The organism is Massilia sp. LXY-6 (genome assembly GCF_051233485.1).
Classification (GTDB): Bacteria; Pseudomonadota; Gammaproteobacteria; order Burkholderiales; family Burkholderiaceae_D; genus Telluria.
Genome location: NZ_JBKFGF010000026.1, coordinates 188,484 through 205,469, shown reverse-complemented (window position 1 = coordinate 205,469; position 16,986 = coordinate 188,484). Strand labels below are relative to the sequence as shown.

Sequence of the window (16,986 nt, the reverse complement as noted above, 5' to 3'; positions counted from 1 at the left end):
CCAGCTGCGGGGCTGGCACCCGCAAGCTGAACACGCCGTCTCCGCCTGCGCGGTGGCGGCGTTTTTGCTACTCACACCTTCAGGAATTCCTCCCGCCCGCCCAGCCAGCGCGACAGGTGGGCATCAACGATCGCCTCCGCCTCCGGCTTGTCGGAGCCCAGCAGCCAGGCCGCCACGTCGCGCGCCTGTTCGACGATCCACTGGTCGGTTTCCAGGTTGGCGAAGCGCAGCATGGCCTCGCCGGACTGGCGCGCGCCGAGGAATTCGCCGGGGCCGCGGATCTCGAGGTCGCGGCGCGCGATCTCGAAGCCGTCGGTGGTCTCGCGCATCGTCATCAGGCGCTGCTTGGCCACCGGGCCGAGGGGACTCTGGTACAGCAGCAGGCACACGCTGGCCGCCGAGCCCCGTCCCACGCGGCCGCGCAGCTGGTGCAGCTGCGACAGGCCGAAGCGCTCGGCATGCTCGATCACCATCAGCGAGGCATTCGGCACGTCGACCCCGACCTCGATCACGGTGGTTGCCACCAGCACGTGCACCTCGCCGGCCGTGAAGGCATCCATGATCACCTGCTTTTCCGCCGGCTTCATGCGGCCGTGCACCAGGCCGACCACCAGGTCGGGCAGGGCTTCGGCCAGCGTGTCGAAGGTGTCGGTGGCGGTCTGCAGCTGCAGCGCTTCCGATTCTTCGATCAGCGGACACACCCAGTACACCTGCCGGCCTTCCAGCGCGGCGGCGTGCACGCGCTCGATCACTTCGTCGCGCCGGTTCTGGTCGATCGCGCGGGTGACGATCGGCGTGCGGCCCGGCGGCAGCTCGTCGATGACCGACACTTCCAGGTCGGCGTAATACGTCATCGCCAGCGTGCGCGGGATCGGCGTGGCCGACATCATCAATTGGTGCGGCACCAGGCCATCGCTGCCCTTGTTGCGGAGCAGGAGGCGCTGGCCGACGCCGAAACGGTGCTGCTCGTCGACCAGCACCAGGCCCAGCTTCGCGAACTGCACCGTGTCCTGGATCAGGGCGTGGGTGCCGATCACGAGATGCGCCTCGCCCGACTCGGCCATGTCGCTGGCGGCCTGCTTCTCCTTCTTTTTCAGGCTGCCGGTCAGCCAGGCGACCTTCACGCCCAACGGTTCCATCCAGGCAGCGATCTTGCGGAAGTGCTGCTCGGCCAGGATCTCGGTCGGTGCCATCAGCGCCGCCTGGTAGCCGCTGTCGATGGCCTGGGCCGCCGCCAGCGCGGCGACCACCGTCTTGCCGCTGCCGACGTCGCCCTGCAGCAGACGCTGCATCGGATAGCTCTCGCGCAGGTCGGCGCTGATTTCCTGCACCACGCGCTGCTGGGCATTGGTCAACTTGAACGGCAGAGCCTCGAGAAACGCCGCGGACAGCGCGCCGACGGACGTGAGCTGGGGCGCGCCCTTTTCGCGGCGCGCCTGCTGGGCGCGTTTGAGCGACAGCTGCTGCGCCAGCAGCTCGTCGAATTTCACCCGGGTCCAGGCCGGGTGGCTGCGCTCGATCAGGGCGTTCTCGTCGACTTCCGGCGGCGGGTAGTGCAGCAGGCGTACGGCCGGCTGGAACTCGGCCAGTTCCAGGCGTTCGCGCACCGCGCGCGGCACGGTGTCGGTCCAGTCGACGCGCTTCATGGCATCGGCGATCGCGCGCCGCAGCACGGTCTGCGACAGCCCTTCGCCGGACGGATAGACCGGGGTCAGCGAGCTCGGCAGCGGCGCGCCTTCGTTGACGACCTTGTACACCGGATGCACCATCTCGGCGCCGAAGAAGCCGTGGCGGACCTCGGCGCGCGCCCGCACGCGGGTGCCTTCGGCCAGCTGCTTGACCTGGCTGCCGTAGAAGTTCATGAAGCGCAGCTGGATGTCGGAGGTCTCGTCGGCGATCGACACCAGCAGCTGCTTGCGCGGTTTGTACGTGATTTCGTTCTTGACCACGACGCCTTCGACCTGCGACACATGGCCGCCGCGCAGGCAGGCCTCGCGAATCGGCACGATCTCGGTCTCGTCCTCGTAGCGCATCGGCAGGTGCAGCACCAGGTCCATGTCGGTGCGCAGGCCGAGCTTGGCGAGCTTGCTTTCGATGCTTTTCTGGGCCGGCTTTGCATCAGGCCTGGCGGCGGCTTTGGCCGCAGTGTTTGCATTGGTTGCGGGCATAAAGGTGTAAAATAGAAGGTTCGCCGCATACGCTTGAGCTTATATTGTAAGGCTCCTGGCCCTGTTTTCCCATCATGAGCAGAATGTACTCCCTCTCCGATTTCGATTTCGACCTGCCATCCGAGCGCATCGCCCAGGTACCGCTGCCGGACCGCAGCGCTTCGCGCCTGCTGCAGCTCGACGGCGACCGCATCAGCGACCGTCATTTCGCCGACATCGTCGGCCAGCTCCAGGCCGGCGACGTGCTGGTCATGAACAATACACGGGTGCTGAAGGCACGCTTCTTCGGCCAGAAGGAATCCGGCGGCCAGGTCGAGGTGCTGGTCGAGCGCGTGCTCGACAACCGCACCGTGCTGGCGCAGGTCAGGGCCTCCAAGTCGCCCAAGCCGGGCACCCGCATCCGCCTGGCCGATGCCTTCGACGTTAGCACCGGCGAGCGCGCCGGCGAATTCTTCACCCTGCATTTTCCGACCGAGGGGGGCGACGTGTTCGAGCTGATCGAGGCCCACGGCCGCCTGCCGCTGCCGCCCTACATCGAGCATACGGCCGACGAGTTCGACGAGCAGCGTTACCAGACCGTCTACTCGAAGGAGCCAGGCGCCGTCGCCGCGCCGACCGCCGGCCTGCACTTCGACCAGCCGCTGCTGGACAAGCTGGCCGCGAAAGGCGTCGCCATCGCCTACGTCACCCTGCACGTGGGCGCCGGCACCTTCCAGCCGGTGCGGGTCGAGAACCTGAACGAGCACAAGATGCACAGCGAGTGGTACACGATCTCGCAGGAGACCGTCGACAAGGTCGCCGCCGCCCAGGCCGCGGGCCGCGACGTGGTGGCGGTCGGCACGACCTCGCTGCGCGCGCTGGAATCGGCGTCGCAGTCGGGCTCCCTCCAAGCCGGCAGCGGCGACACGAACCTGTTCATCACCCCGGGCTACCGCTTCAAGACGGTGTCGCGCCTGATCACCAACTTCCACCTGCCCAAGTCGACCCTGATGATGCTGGTCTCGGCCTTTGCCGGCTACGACGAGATCCGCAAGGCCTACGCGCATGCGATCGCCAGCGAGTACCGCTTCTTCAGCTATGGCGACGCGATGCTGCTTACCCGAAAAGATTAATCCCCCATGCTGGAATTTACCCTTCTTAAAAAAGACACCAGCGGCCTGTCGCACGCGCGCCGCGGCCGCCTGAAACTCAACCACGGCACCATCGAGACCCCGATCTTCATGCCGGTCGGGACCTATGGTTCCGTGAAGGCGATGGACCCGCTCGAACTGAAGGAAGTCGGCTCCCAGATCATCCTGGGTAACACCTTCCACCTGTGGTTGCGCCCGGGCACGGAAGTCATGGACAAGTTCGGCGGCCTGCACGGCTTCATGGGCTGGGACAAGCCGATCCTAACCGACTCCGGCGGCTTCCAGGTGTTCTCGCTGGGCGCGATGCGCAAGATCACGGAAGAGGGCGTGAAGTTCGCGTCGCCGATCGATGGCTCGCGCCAGTTCCTGTCGCCGGAAATCTCGATGCAGATCCAGCGCTCGCTGAATTCGGACATCGTGATGCAGTTCGACGAATGCACCCCCTACGAGATCGACGGCCGTCCCGCCACCGCGGAAGAGGCGGCCAAGTCGATGCGCATGTCGCTGCGCTGGGCCCAGCGTTCGATGAACGAATTCAAGCACGGCGAGAATCCGAACGCGCTGTTCGGCATCGTGCAGGGCGGCATGTACGAGCGCCTGCGCGACGAATCGCTGGCCGGGCTGGAAGACATCGATTTCCCGGGCCTGGCCATCGGCGGACTTTCCGTCGGCGAGCCGAAGGAAGACATGATGCGCATCCTCGAGCACGTCGGCCCGCGCCTGCCGGAGAACAAGCCGCACTACCTGATGGGCGTCGGCACCCCGGAAGACCTGGTGGCGGGCGTCGCCAACGGGGTCGACATGTTCGACTGCGTGATGCCGACCCGCAACGCGCGCAACGGCTGGCTGTTCACCCGTTTCGGCGACCTGAAGATCAAGAACGCGCGCTACAAGGACGACCAAGCGCCGCTCGACGAGTCCTGCACCTGCTACTGCTGCAAGAACTTCTCGCGCGCCTACCTGCACCACCTGCACCGCTCGAAGGAGATCCTGGGCGCGCGCCTGAACACGATTCACAACCTGCACTATTACCTGAACCTGATGCAGGAAATCCGCGATGCGATCGACGCCGACCGCTTCCACGAGTTCCGCCTGCAGTTCAATTCTGACCGCGCCCGCGGCGTGTAATTCATGCTGCGTGGGCACGGGGTGCCTACGCCGGCCGCGCCCGCCCTACGTACGGCGTATTTGTAGGGTGAGCACCCCGTGCCCACGACACAGCGGTATTAATTTTCCAGCAACGTCTTGCAATCAGGCACCCCGCTCCCACATGGCCGGAAAGTGGCTGTTGACAGTTAGCGGGTGCTAGAATACAGCGCTTGTTTTTTCACATTCTTATAAATCGGAGTCCTTGTGTTCATTTCCAACGCTTACGCGCAAACCGCAGCCGGCGCCGCCGATCCTGGCCTGATGGGCAGCCTGACGACGTTCGCGCCGATCATCATCATGTTCGTGGTCATGTATTTCATCATGATCCGTCCGCAGCAGAAGCGCCAGAAAGAACTGAAAACGATGATGGATGCGCTGTCCAAGGGCGACGAAGTGATCACCGTCGGTGGCGTGCTGGGCCGCGTATCGAAAGTTGCCGACGCCTACGTCACCATCGAAGTGGCCGCCGGTACCGAAATCGTGGTGCAGAAGAATGCCGTCACCACGCTGCTGCCGAAGGGCACGCTGAAGGCCCTGTGACTCGAAAGCCCTGATCGGCTGCGCGGTTAGCGCCGCGCCTGCTCAATTCTGAACGCAGGAACATCATGAATCGCTATCCCCTCTGGAAATACATACTGATCCTCGTGGCGGTGCTGCTCGGCCTGCTGTACACGGCGCCGAACTACTTCGTCGACTCGCCGGCGCTGCAGATCACGACCTCGAAAGCGACGGTCAAGGTCAACAGCGACACGGCCGCCACGGTTGCCGAGACGCTCAAGCGCGACGGCGTCCCGGCTGACGCCGTGAGCCTGGAAGGTTCCGGCGACACCAGCGCCGTGCGTGCGCGCTTCGCCAGCACCGACGCCCAGTTCAAGGCCAAGCTGGCGCTCGAACGCGACCTGAACCGCGACCAGGCCGACCCGGACTACATCGTCACCGTCAACCTGGCGAAGAACACCCCGATGTGGATGCAGAAGCTGGGCGCGCAGGCGATGAACCTGGGCCTGGACCTGCGCGGCGGCGTGCACTTCCTGCTGCAGGTCGACACCAAGGCGGTCGAGGAAACCCGCATCAAGGGCATCGTCTCTTCCGCGCGCAGCCTGCTGCGTGACCAGAACGTGCGCCACGCCGGCATCGACCGCGTCGGCAACCACGTCGAGATCCGCTTCCGCGACGCCGAGACCCGCGCCAAGGCGCGCAGCGTGCTGGCCAACCAGAACCCGGATCTGGCCTTCACCGAGACCGCCGACGGCACCGACCTGAAGCTGGTCGTGACCCTGAAGCCGGAAGCACTGCAGAAAGCGGTGGACGACGGCGTGAAGCAGAACATCAGCACCCTCGGCAAGCGTATCAACGAGCTGGGCGTGAGCGAGCCGGTGATCCAGCAGCAGGGCCGCGACCGCATCGTGGTGCAGCTGCCGGGCGTGCAGGACGTCGCCCACGCGAAGGACATCATCGGCCGCACCGCAACGCTCGAATACCGCATTACCGACGACAGCATCACTCCGGGTACGGAGCTGACCGCCGCCATCCCGCTGAACTCCGAACTGTTCACCCAGGGCCGCGACGTGCCGGTGGTGGTCTCGAAGGACGCGGTGGTGACCGGTGAGTCGATCATCAGCGCCGTGCCGGGCTTCGACCAGAACCAGCGCCCGGCCGTGAACATCGAGCTGAACGCCGAAGGCGGCCGCAAGATGCGTGCCATGACCCGCGAGCGCGTCGGCAAGCGCATGGCCACGCTGCTGAAGGAAAAGGGCAAGTACACCGTGCTGCAGGTCGCCACCATCCAGGGCGAATTCGGTTCGAACTTCCAGACCACCGGCATGCGCAGCCCGGCGGAAGCCGCCGAGCTGGCCCTGCTGCTGCGCGCCGGCGCGATGGCGGCCCCGACGGATTTCATCGAGGAACGCGTGGTCGGCCCGCAACTGGGCGCCGAGAACATCTCGAAGGGCCTGCACTCGACCCTGTGGGGCTTCGTGGCGATCGCGATCTTCATGATCATCTACTACCAGCTGTTCGGCTTCTTCAGCGTGGTGGCGCTGGCCTGCAACTTGCTGTTCCTGCTGAGCCTGCTGTCGATGCTGCAAGTCACGCTGACCCTGCCCGGCATCGCCGCAATCGCGCTGGCGCTGGGTATGGCAATCGATGCGAACGTGCTGATCAACGAGCGCATCCGTGAGGAACTGCGTGCGGGCAACACGCCGCAGGCGGCGATCGCGGCCGGCTTTAGCCACGCCTGGGCCACCATCCTGGACTCGAACGTGACCACCCTGATCGTCGGCCTGGCGCTGCTGGTGTTCGGCTCGGGCGCGGTGCGCGGCTTCGCGGTCGTGCACTGCCTGGGCATCCTGACCTCGATGTTCTCGGCCGTGTTCCTTTCGCGCGGCGTCGTGAACCTGTGGTACGGGCGCAAGAAGAAGCTGGGCAAGATCGCCATCGGTACCGTCTGGGAACCGGGCATCACGGCGGCGGGCGCCAAGTCCGCAGCCAAGAAATAAGCAGCGAGGAACGACATGGAATTTTTCAAGATTAAACGGGACATCCCGTTCATGCGCAACGCGTTGATCTTCAACGTGATCTCTGCGCTGACCTTCGTTGCGGCGGTATTTTTCCTGGTGACCAAGGGCCTGCATTATTCGGTGGAATTCACCGGCGGCACCACCATGGAGCTGCGCTATTCCCACGCGGCCGAGCTGGAGAAAATTCGCCACAGCCTGGAAAAGCTGGGCTACGAGCAGCCGGAAGTGACCAGCTTCGGCACCGCCCAGGACGTCATCATGCGCCTGCCGCTGCGCAAGGACTTGCCGGGCGCGACCGCGTCGACCACGGTCTTCAACGCCCTGTGTGCGGCCGACAACGGCACGCCGAAGCAGGTCCAGCAGACCACCGACAAGGGCGAGAGCGTTACCCGCACCAGCTGCGTCAACGCGGCCGGCCTTGAAGCCGTGCACCTGCAGCGGGTCGAGTTCGTCGGCCCGTCGGTCGGCGAGGAGCTGGCGCAGAACGGCCTGAACGCACTGATCATGGTGGTGATCGGCGTGGTGATCTACCTGGCCGTGCGCTTCGAGTGGAAGTTCGCGGTGGCGGCGATCATCGCCAACCTGCACGACGTCGTGATCATCCTGGGCTTCTTCGCCTTCTTCCAGTGGGAGTTCTCGCTGACCGTGCTGGCGGCGGTGCTGGCGGTGCTGGGTTACTCCGTCAACGAATCGGTCGTGATCTTCGACCGGATCCGCGAAACCTTCCGCAAGCAGCGCAAGATGAGCGTGACCGAGGTCATCGACCACGCGATCACCAGCACCATCTCGCGTACCATCATCACCCACGGCTGTACCGAGATGATGGTGCTGTCGATGCTGTTCTTCGGCGGCCAGGCCCTGCATTACTTCGCCGTTGCGCTGACGATCGGTATTCTGTTCGGTATCTATTCGTCCGTGTTCGTGGCGGCGGCGATCGCCATGTGGCTGGGCGTGAAGCGCGAAGACCTGATCAAGCCGATCAAGGAACGTGACGAAACCGACGGCGCCGTCGTTTGATCTTCGTCAAGAAAACAAGAGCCGCCCGGCCTGGCCGTGGCGGCTTTTTCTTTTGTTGCGCTTGATTGCTTCATTGTGTGAAACAACGCACAGAGAACCCGTCAAGCCAGTCTTAAGATGGACTCGTCTCTTTCAGGACATCCCTAGTTTTGGACTTCACCCGCTCCACTGGAGCGGGTTTTTTTTTGAGCTCGCCCGGCGATAAGGCTTCACTTCGCGCGGACGCGAGACCCAGGCAGACCGGAAGGCGCGAGCCGATGCCGCAGCGACTGGCGTGCCGGTGTTCTGTCCGCTGAGCAAATGATGCTCGCTAGGATCGGCAATCTCGAACCTGCTGACTTCGTTGTAGGCATTTCCTCCCGCCTCGAGGGTAATGTGGGAGACCACCCTGGCGACGCCGGCATAGGTGCGGGCCGGATCGGCAAAGGTGAAGAAGGTCATCGTCCTTTCATAGCTGTCAAGCCGGCCACGCCGAGTAGGATGGACAGAGAGGCTCTGCGCCCGGGAAATCCAGCGTTGCTCATGTCGATTCTCCTGGTGGACACCGTGTTCGGTCGACACCGGCATACCCGGGCTGCATAAGCGAACTCTTCGGTTACCTCAAGCTTGGGTTGGCACCGACAACGCGTGAGAACGAAGAAAAGTCAAAAAATTTAACAAAATGTGAGTCAGCGCACAGAGTGGCCGGGTTCAAGGAACTATTATGGAACTGTCTCTTTCAGGACATCCCTAGTTTTGGACTTGGCCCGCTCCCCAAAAGAGCGGGTTTTTTTTTAGTCCAGCGCCATCGCCAGGCTACGCACTTCTTCCTCCGATTCCTGGAGGATGAGCGCCAGCGTGCCGTCGCCGACCGCGAAGTCGATGGTGGCACTGGCCTGGGTCGGACTAAAGCCCGGGCGTTCGAGCAGGGGAGAGGGGACCGGTGCCAGGTCCTTGGCCAACATCAAGGTGTCGCCTAGGGTTTCCGGCGGCAGGGCGCGCATGCCGTTCCACAGGGCCTCGATCGCATCCATCACCGGGCTTGGCACGCCCAGCTTGCGCAGGACGCCACGGCCGATATCGACTTGGCCATATTCGATCCATTCGTCGGCGCCACCCTCCAGCAGTCCGGGGAACTCGCTTGCTCTCGACAGCAGGTAGAAGCCGCCGACCTCGTGCACGATGCCGGCGAACATCGCCGTGTCCGGATCGACGAAGGAAACGCGCCGGGCGATCACCAGCGCCAGCGCGGCGACGTTGGCCGAGTGCTGCCACAGCTGGTCGGCCTTGGCGCGCACGAGTGGGTCGGTGACGCCGCTGGCCAGCTGGCGCACGATGACGGAGGCGGCCAGCGCGCCCAGGGTGCGGAAGCCGACCCGCTGCACCGCGGCCTTGACGTTGGTGACGTCGTTGCCGGCACGGTTGTAGGCGGCCGAGTTGGCGATGGCGACGGTGCGCGCGGCCAGCAGCGGCTCAGTCCGCACCAGGCGTGCGGCTTCCTCGATATGGCAGTCCGGGTCGCTCAGCGCCTGCTGCAGCTTGAGCGTGGCGTTGACGTGGGTCGGGAAGGCCAGTTCGCCGCGTTCGGCTTGCGCGGCGATGCTCTTGAGTGCGTCGAGTCTATCCATGGGGAACGCTAAAGAGGTCACGGCTCGCTGAAGATCGCATCGAAGCCGTCTTTCGGCTCTTCCGTATCTTGCAGTTCATCGACCAGGCCCAGGTCGAACAGTTCCTCGACCGCGTTCATGAAGCTATTGATCTTGGTGGCGCCGATCAGGCGAAAGATCTCGCCGGCCTCGTTGCGCACGCCGATCAGCATCTTTTCCTTGAGCACTTCGTCGGGCGGAGCGACGTCGAGCAGCAGGTTGCCAATGATGTGCTTGTCGAAATGAGCGGGTTTCTTACCTTCGAGCAGGGCGGTTTTCACGAGTAGGGTTTCCTTTCCTTGAGCGCCGGCGGAAACGCTTCGGATGTCGTTCCGCCAATGGGCCGATTATAGCGGGCTGCGCGTATTGCGGGTCGGCAACGGGAATTCGCGTTTTACGGCCGGGCCGGGTACCATATTGCCATGACCCAGCAGCTGCGCGGCATCGCCGCCCTCATCCTTGTCGTTCTCGTGTGGGGCACGACCTTTCCGGCCATGAAAGACCTCACCGCGACCTTTTCGCCGGTGTGGATCATCCTGACGCGCTTCGCGCTGGCGGTGCTGATCCTGTCTCCTTTCCTGTGGCGGGCACAGCGCAGCGACCTGCGCTCCGGCGTGCTGCTGGGCCTGGTCCTATTCTTCTGCTACCTGTTCCAGGTCGAGGGCCTGGCCCTGACCAGTTCGAACCGCAACGCGTTCATCACCGGCCTGAACGTGCTGGTGGTGCCGCTGCTGGGCATCCTCGGCGGCCGTTTGCCGGAACGCCGCATCGTGTTCGCCCTGGTGCTGGCGGTGGCCGGCCTGGCGGCCCTGTGCTGGGACGGCGGCGCCTGGGGTAGCGGCGACACGCTGGCGCTGCTGGGCGCGTTCTGCTTCGGCGCCTACGTCAAGATCATGGAAATCCGCACCCGCACCGCTAGGCGCCTGCTGAGCGTGACGGCGGCCCAGATCGGCACCGTGGCGGTATGCGCGGCCGTGTGGCTGCTGCTGCGCGAGGTGCCGCGCGGCGTCGGCGTGCTGGAGGACGCGAATAACTACTGGCGCTACATCGGCGGCAACCTGGCCGCCTACTGGCCGAATTTCGCCTACCTGGGCGTGGTCTGCACCGCCGCCATCATCTCGCTGCAGGTCTGGGGCCAGTCGCGCACCACCGCCAACGAGGCGGCCGTGATCTATGCCTTCGAGCCGGGCGCGGCGGCCTTCTTCGGCTATTTCTGGCTGGGCGAGGCGATGACGGCCCGCGGCTGGCTGGGAGCGGCCCTATTGATCTCCGGTATGATTGTCAGCCAATGGAATACCGAGAGCCGGCCGGCCGCCGCGCTCGCCCCCGAGTGATGACCCTGTCCGAATCGCATGCAGCACGCTGAACTGTCCCGCCTGGCCAGGGAAGCGCCGCTGCGTGTCCTGCTCGTGAATGCCGGCGAGCCGGATTCCCTGACCTGGTCCGGGATCGTGCAGCCGCTGCGCCTGGCGGCGAAGATGGTGGGGCCGCAGCGCCTGATCGTCGACGTGCGCAGCCCGGACAAGTTCGCCGGCGACAGCCAGCGCCACTGGCACCTGGTGCTGCTGGTCGCGGACGAAGCCGAAGCCGGCCTGCGCCCGGCCAACATGCGCCTGCTCGCCCAGCGCTGCCGTTCCGCGCCCTGCTGGGGCGGGGTGGGCGCCGGCGTGCTGTGGCTGGCCGAGACGGGCGCCTTCAACGGCGTGCGCACCGCGCTGCCCTGGCCGCTGTACCCGGACGCCGAGGTCATCGCCGAGCAGGCCCTGCTCAGCCCCCACCTGTTCGAGATCGACGGCCCGCGCCTGAGCTGCTGCGGCGGCGGCGCCAGCATCGACTTCGCGCTGAACCTGGTCGATATGCTGTTCGGCGCCACCGTCCAGGCCCAAGTGAAGGAAGTGCTGTGCGTGGACCGCGTGCGCGGCCAGGAAGAGCGCCAGCGGGTGGCCCTGCAGGCCCGCTTCGGCGTGCTGCAGCCCAAGCTGACCGAGGCCGTGACCCTGATGGAAGCCAACATCGAGGAACCGCTCTCGACCGACGAGATCGCCCAGCTGGCCGGCGTCTCGCGGCGCCAGCTGGAGCGCCTGTTCAAGCAATACCTGGGCAGCCTGCCCTCGCGCTACTACCTGGAACTGCGCCTGAAGCGCGCCCGCCAGCTGCTGCGCGACACCAACCACTCGATCGTGCAGGTCGGCCTGATGTGCGGCTTCTCGTCCGGCTCGCACTTCTCCACCGCCTTCGGCGCCCTGTTCGGCAAGACCCCCCGCGAAGAACGCCAGCGCAAACTCGCCGAATGATGCGCCAGCTCAAACCGGGGTCAGACTCCAGTTTTAGGCAATTGCCAAAGTGATATTTCCAAAATCGGGAGTCTGACCCCGGTTTGGGGTAGCGCAAATGTTGCTCGTCCAAAAATGAAAATGCCTGTCGCAGATTGGAAAGAACTGCAAGGCTTGGCTTTCTATAATGGGTTGCTCGGCGCGGCTGCTGGAGTTCGCGCGACCCTTTATCTGGATGAGGAAGAACGTCATGAATGCTAAGCTTGAATCGGTCACCACGCGGCCCGTCACACGCCAGACTTTCGACGAGGTCCTCGTCCCGACTTACGCCCCGGCCGCGATGGTGCCGGTGCGCGCTTCCGGGCTGGACGTCTGGGACCAGGAAGGCAAGCATTACCTCGACTTCACCTCCGGTATCGCCGTCTCCAGCCTCGGCCACTGCAATCCGGCGCTGGTCGATGCCGTCACGCGCCAGATCAACACCCTGTGGCACCTCGGTAACGGCTACACCAACGAGCCGGTGCTGCGCCTGGCCTCGGCCCTGACCGCCGCCACCTTCGCCGACCGCGCCTTCTTCTGCAACTCGGGCGCGGAAGCCAACGAAGCGGCCCTCAAGCTGGCGCGCAAGTACGCCCACACCAAGTTCGGCCCGCACAAGTCGCGCATCGTGTCCTGCCTGTCGTCCTTCCACGGCCGCACCCTGTTCACCGTCTCGGTCGGCGGCCAGCCGAAGTACACCGAAGGCTTCGAGCCGCTGCCGCAGGAAATCAATCACATCGCCTACAACGACATCGAGTCCGCGCGCGCCGCGATCACCGACGATGTCGCCGCCGTGATCGTCGAGCCGATCCAGGGCGAGGGCGGCGTGATCCCGGGCGACATCGCCTTCCTGAAAGCCCTGCGCGAGCTGTGCGACCAGACCGGCGCCCTGCTGGTGTTCGACGAAGTGCAGTCGGGCGTCGGCCGCACCGGCACCCTGTACGACTACATGAACGTCGGCGTGACCCCTGACATCCTGACCTCGGCCAAGGCCCTGGGCAACGGCTACCCGATCGGCGCCATGCTCACCACCGAGGAAATCGCCCAGCACTTCAACGTCGGCTCACACGGTACCACCTACGGCGGCAACCCGCTGGCGGCAACCGTCGCCCTGAACGTGCTCGACCAGATCAACCAACCGGCCTTCCTGGCGCGCGTGAACGAAGCCAGCGCCAAGCTGTTCGCCCAGCTGGAAAAGCTCTCGAGCGACTTCCCGCAGCTGTTCGGCAAGCCGCGCGGCAAGGGCCTGCTGGTCGGCCTGCCGATGGCCGAAGGCTTCAAGGGCCGCGCCAAGGACTACACCAAGGTCGCCGAAAAGCTCGGCCTGATGCTGCTGATCGCCGGTCCCGACGTGGTGCGCCTGGCGCCGGCGCTGGTCGTCACGGATGCCCAGCTGATCGAAGCCGACCGCATCATGCGCGATGCCGCCGAGGCCTTCATCGCCGGCTGAACGCGCCGTCCGCCGGCTGCGCACGCGGCCGGCTTGCCTGACTGTTGACCGGGAGTTCCCATGTATGTTGTCCGTCCGGTAGAGCCCGCGGATGTCGGCGCCCTCGAGACGCTGCTGGCCGCCTCCATGCCGGGAGTGCATACCTTGCCGCGCACGCGCGAGAAGATCGCCGCCCTGGTCGAGCGATCAGGCGCGTCGTTCGCGGCCCACGTCGACATCCCCAGCGAGGAAACCTACCTGTTCGTGCTGGAAGACCTCGAGCACCATGAACTGGTCGGTACCGCCGCGATCCACGCCTCGGCCGGCTCGAACGGCACCTATTTCGCGTTTCGCAACGACGTGATCCAGCAGGTGTCGCGCGACCTGAACATCAGCCACAGCGTGCATGCGCTGACCCTGTGCTCCGAACTGACCGCCTACTCGCAGCTGTCCGGCTTCACGATCCGCCACCGCAATAAAGCTGACTACAGGGCCGGCCCCGAGGCGGCCCTGCTGTCGCGCGCGCGGATCCTCTACGCGGTGCTGGCGCCGCACCGCTTCGGCGACCGCTTCTTCGTGCCGCTGGCCGGCGTCACCGACGACGACGGCCAGTCGCCGTTCTGGGATGCGCTGGGCCGCAAGTTCTTCAAGATGGACTTCCTGGACGCCGAGCGCACCATCGGCGGTGCCCGCAACCGCACCCTGATCGTCGAGCTGATGCCGCATTACCCGGTCTACGTGCCGCTGCTGCCCGGTCCGGCGCAGGCGGCGATGGGGCAGATCCACCCGAGCGGCCAGCGCGCCTTCGACCTGCTGACGGAAGAGGGATTCGAGGCCGACGAATACGTCGACATCTTCGACGGCGGCCCGATCCTGCAGGCCCACAAGAACGCGCTGCGCTCGTTCCGCGCGTCGATGGTGCGCAAGGTGGCGACCGAGGACCGGGTGCCAGGCGCGCCGGACACCCTGGTCAACTATGCGGTGGCCAGCAGCGAGCGGAATTTCCGCGCCATCGTCCTGCCCTGCGCCCCGGCCGAAAGCAGCAAGACGCTGTGCCTGCCCGCCTGGGCCCAGCAGGCACTGGGCGTCGCGCCGGGCCAGAACGTCATCTGCGTGCGCATTTAAAAGAGGAACCCATGCTCCTGATTCGCGCAATTACCCTGGACGACATCGATCCGCTGATCGAGATGGCGCGCCAGGTCGGCAGCGGCATGACGACGCTGAAGCCCGACCGCGACATGCTCGGCGAACGCGTCAGCACCGCGGTCGCCTCGTTCGCCCAGGCCATCCCGCCGGAAGAGCGCGACTACATGTTCGTGATGGAAGACACCTCGAACCACCGCCTGGCCGGGGTGTGCGCCATCAAGGCCGCGGTCGGCCTGACCGAGCCCTTTTATAACTACCGGATCGGCACCCTGGTCCATTCCAGCCGCGAGCTCGGCGTGTTCACGCGCATGGACACGCTGTACCTGTCGAACGACCTGACCGGGTCGAGCGAACTGTGCTCGCTGTTCCTGATGCCGGAATACCGCACGGGCCACAACGGCAAGTGGCTCTCCAAAAGCCGCTTCCTGTTCATCGCCCAGTTCCAGCAGCTGTTCACCGAGAAGATCATCGCCGAGATGCGCGGCTACCAGGCCGAGGACGGCACCTCGCCGTTCTACGAGGGCCTGGGCCGCCACTTCTTCAAGATGGATTTCGACCATGTCGACGGCCTGACCGCGATCGGCAAGAAGTCCTTCATCGCCGAGCTGATGCCGCGCCAGCCGCTGTACGTGGCCTACCTGCCGGAAGATGCCCAGGCCGTGATCGGCCAGGTGCACCGTTCCACGCTCCCCGCGCGCAAGCTGCTCGAGCAGGAAGGCATGCACTACGAGGGCTACGTCGACATCTTCGATGCCGGCCCGGTGCTCCAGGGGCGCGTGTCCGAATTGCGCGCGGTGCGCGACAGCGTCCCGACGACGGCCGAGGAAGGCGTGCCGGAAGGCGAGTGCGACACCACCCTGGTCTCGAATACCAGGCTCGACGATTTCCGCATGATCCTCACGCAGGCTTGCAACGGCGGCGCCAAGGTGGCGCTCTCAAGGCGCGAACTGCAGCTGCTGCATTGCCAGGCGGGCGACCCGGTTCGCACGCTGTCACTCAATGTAAGGAAGAACACGAATGGCTAAGCTTTCCAATTACATCAATGGCGAATGGCTCCCCGGCAGCGGTGCGCTGCTGGTCACCATCGACCCCTCCACCGGCCGCCAGACCTGGACCAGCAACGAGTCCACCTCCGAGGACGTGGCGCGCGCGGTGCAGGCTGCGCGCGACGCTTTCGAGGACTGGGCCCTGAGCCCGATCGAGCAGCGCATCGCGATCTGCCAGCGCTTCCGCGACCTGCTCAAGGAGCACAACGAGGAACTGGCCGCGATCATCGCCGAGGAAGTTGGCAAACCCTTGTGGGAAGCGCGTACCGAGGTCACGACCATGGCCAACAAGGTCGACATTTCGGTGCAGGCGCACGCTGCCCGTACCGGCGAGACGAGCGCGAAGGTCGCCGACGGCAACGCGGTGCTGCGGCATCGCCCGCACGGCGTGTTCGCCGTGTTCGGCCCGTATAACTTCCCCGGCCACCTGCCGAACGGCCACATCGTGCCGGCCCTGATCGCCGGGAACACCCTGGTGTTCAAGCCCAGCGAATTCGCGCCGCGCACGGCGGTGCGTACCGTGCAGCTATGGGAACAGGCCGGCCTGCCGAAGGGTGTGCTGAACCTGGCCAACGGCGGCCGCGAGACCGGCATTGCGCTGGGCGCCAACCAGGATGTCGATGGCATCCTGTTCACTGGCAGCAGCCAGACCGGGGTGGCCCTGCACAAGCAGTTCGGCGGCATGCCGGGCAAGATGCTGGCGCTGGAAATGGGCGGCAACAACCCGCTGGTCGTCTGGGACGTGAAGGACATCGACCCAGCGGTGCACCACGCGGTGATGTCGGCCTTTATTTCGGCCGGCCAGCGCTGCACCTGCGCGCGCCGCCTGATCGTGCACGACACGCCGGAGGGCCAGGCCTTCATCGACCGCCTGGTCGAGGTGGCCGGCAAGCTGGTGGTCGGCCCGTCGAACGCCGAGCCGCAGCCCTTCATGGGCCCGGTAGTCTCCGCCCAGGTGGCCAAGCGCCTGGTGCAGGCCCAGGAAATGATGGAAGAGAAGGGCGGCAAGGTGCTGCTGCGCATGCGCCAGCTGCATCCGGATAACGGCTTCGTCACCGCCGGCATCGTCGATGTCACCGACGCGCAAGGCATCCCGGACGAGGAGTGGTTCGGTCCTCTCCTGCAGATCGTCCGCGTGCAGGATTTCGACACCGCGATCAAGGTCGCCAATGCCACCGAGTTCGGCCTGGCCGCCGCGTTGCTGTCGCCGTCCGAGGAGCTGTGGAAGCGCTTCGCGGTCAAGGCCAGGGCCGGCGTGGTCAACTGGAACCGCCCGACCACCGGCGCGGCCAGTTCGGCGCCCTTCGGCGGCGTGGGCAAGTCGGGCAATCACCGCCCGAGCGCCTATTACGCGGCCGACTACTGCGCCTATCCGGTCGCCTCGATCGAAACCGCCGAGTTGGAAATGCCGGCCAAACTGTCCCCCGGCCTGAGCTTTGAATAAT

Annotated in this window: 15 protein-coding genes; 11 read left to right on the top strand and 4 right to left on the bottom strand. The window is 65.4% G+C overall.

The genetic code is table 11. From position 1 onward, the window contains the following. Nucleotides 1-71: 71 nt before the first annotated feature. Nucleotides 72-2,168 carry an ATP-dependent DNA helicase RecG gene (gene recG, locus ACI48D_RS13775; protein WP_435571794.1) on the bottom strand — a complete coding sequence of 699 codons (2,097 nt, stop codon included), beginning with the start codon at nucleotides 2,166-2,168 and terminating at the stop codon, nucleotides 72-74. A gap of 83 nt (nucleotides 2,169-2,251) precedes the next feature. Between recG and queA the strand changes: the two genes are divergently transcribed. From queA to secF, 5 genes are all read left to right on the top strand, one after another. After that, nucleotides 2,252-3,280: a tRNA preQ1(34) S-adenosylmethionine ribosyltransferase-isomerase QueA gene (gene queA / locus ACI48D_RS13770; RefSeq protein ID WP_435571793.1), complete on the top strand. Its 1,029-nt coding sequence runs from the start codon at nucleotides 2,252-2,254 to the stop codon at nucleotides 3,278-3,280. A gap of 6 nt (nucleotides 3,281-3,286) precedes the next feature. After that, on the top strand, nucleotides 3,287-4,426 hold the full coding sequence (gene tgt, locus ACI48D_RS13765) for a tRNA guanosine(34) transglycosylase Tgt (protein WP_435571792.1): 1,140 nt from the start codon (nucleotides 3,287-3,289) through the stop codon (nucleotides 4,424-4,426). Nucleotides 4,427-4,651: 225 nt separating this feature from the next. Continuing rightward, nucleotides 4,652-4,987 (top strand): preprotein translocase subunit YajC, encoded by a 336-nt coding sequence (gene yajC / locus ACI48D_RS13760; RefSeq protein WP_435571791.1) that lies wholly within the window; start codon nucleotides 4,652-4,654, stop codon nucleotides 4,985-4,987. A gap of 65 nt (nucleotides 4,988-5,052) precedes the next feature. Next, complete coding sequence (gene secD / locus ACI48D_RS13755) at nucleotides 5,053-6,945, top strand: protein translocase subunit SecD (RefSeq protein ID WP_435571790.1); 1,893 nt, start codon at nucleotides 5,053-5,055, stop codon at nucleotides 6,943-6,945. Between the two features lie 15 nt (nucleotides 6,946-6,960). After that, on the top strand, nucleotides 6,961-7,983 hold the full coding sequence (secF, locus tag ACI48D_RS13750; RefSeq protein WP_435571789.1) for a protein translocase subunit SecF: 1,023 nt from the start codon (nucleotides 6,961-6,963) through the stop codon (nucleotides 7,981-7,983). A 156-nt stretch (nucleotides 7,984-8,139) separates the two neighbouring features. On the opposite strand, the gene ACI48D_RS13745 is transcribed toward secF, so the two are convergent. The 3 genes from ACI48D_RS13745 to ACI48D_RS13735 form a co-directional block, all read right to left on the bottom strand. Next, nucleotides 8,140-8,424: a hypothetical protein gene (locus ACI48D_RS13745; protein ID WP_435571788.1), complete on the bottom strand. Its 285-nt coding sequence runs from the start codon at nucleotides 8,422-8,424 to the stop codon at nucleotides 8,140-8,142. Between the two features lie 332 nt (nucleotides 8,425-8,756). Continuing rightward, nucleotides 8,757-9,590 carry an HDOD domain-containing protein gene (locus ACI48D_RS13740; RefSeq protein WP_435571787.1) on the bottom strand — a complete coding sequence of 278 codons (834 nt, stop codon included), beginning with the start codon at nucleotides 9,588-9,590 and terminating at the stop codon, nucleotides 8,757-8,759. Nucleotides 9,591-9,607: 17 nt separating this feature from the next. After that, nucleotides 9,608-9,889, bottom strand: a complete 282-nt coding sequence (locus ACI48D_RS13735; RefSeq protein ID WP_435571786.1) for a hypothetical protein — start codon at nucleotides 9,887-9,889, stop codon at nucleotides 9,608-9,610. A gap of 141 nt (nucleotides 9,890-10,030) precedes the next feature. On the opposite strand from ACI48D_RS13735, the gene ACI48D_RS13730 reads away from it, so the two are divergent. From ACI48D_RS13730 to astD, 6 genes are all read left to right on the top strand, one after another. Then, nucleotides 10,031-10,942 carry a DMT family transporter gene (locus ACI48D_RS13730; RefSeq protein WP_435571785.1) on the top strand — a complete coding sequence of 304 codons (912 nt, stop codon included), beginning with the start codon at nucleotides 10,031-10,033 and terminating at the stop codon, nucleotides 10,940-10,942. 18 nt (nucleotides 10,943-10,960) lie between these two features. Continuing rightward, nucleotides 10,961-11,902, top strand: a complete 942-nt coding sequence (locus ACI48D_RS13725) for a GlxA family transcriptional regulator (RefSeq protein WP_435571784.1) — start codon at nucleotides 10,961-10,963, stop codon at nucleotides 11,900-11,902. Nucleotides 11,903-12,131: 229 nt separating this feature from the next. Further along, complete coding sequence (locus ACI48D_RS13720) at nucleotides 12,132-13,370, top strand: acetylornithine/succinyldiaminopimelate transaminase (RefSeq protein ID WP_435571783.1); 1,239 nt, start codon at nucleotides 12,132-12,134, stop codon at nucleotides 13,368-13,370. Nucleotides 13,371-13,430: 60 nt separating this feature from the next. Beyond that, nucleotides 13,431-14,474, top strand: coding sequence for an arginine N-succinyltransferase (locus ACI48D_RS13715; protein ID WP_435571782.1), 1,044 nt, complete (start codon nucleotides 13,431-13,433; stop codon nucleotides 14,472-14,474). 11 nt (nucleotides 14,475-14,485) lie between these two features. Beyond that, nucleotides 14,486-15,520, top strand: a complete 1,035-nt coding sequence (gene astA / locus ACI48D_RS13710) for an arginine N-succinyltransferase (protein WP_435571781.1) — start codon at nucleotides 14,486-14,488, stop codon at nucleotides 15,518-15,520. Then, a complete protein-coding gene (gene astD, locus ACI48D_RS13705) occupies nucleotides 15,513-16,985 on the top strand; it encodes a succinylglutamate-semialdehyde dehydrogenase (RefSeq protein ID WP_435571780.1) in 1,473 nt (490 codons plus the stop codon). The genes astA and astD overlap by 8 nt, the downstream gene beginning before the upstream one ends. Nucleotide 16,986: the final 1 nt, after the last annotated feature.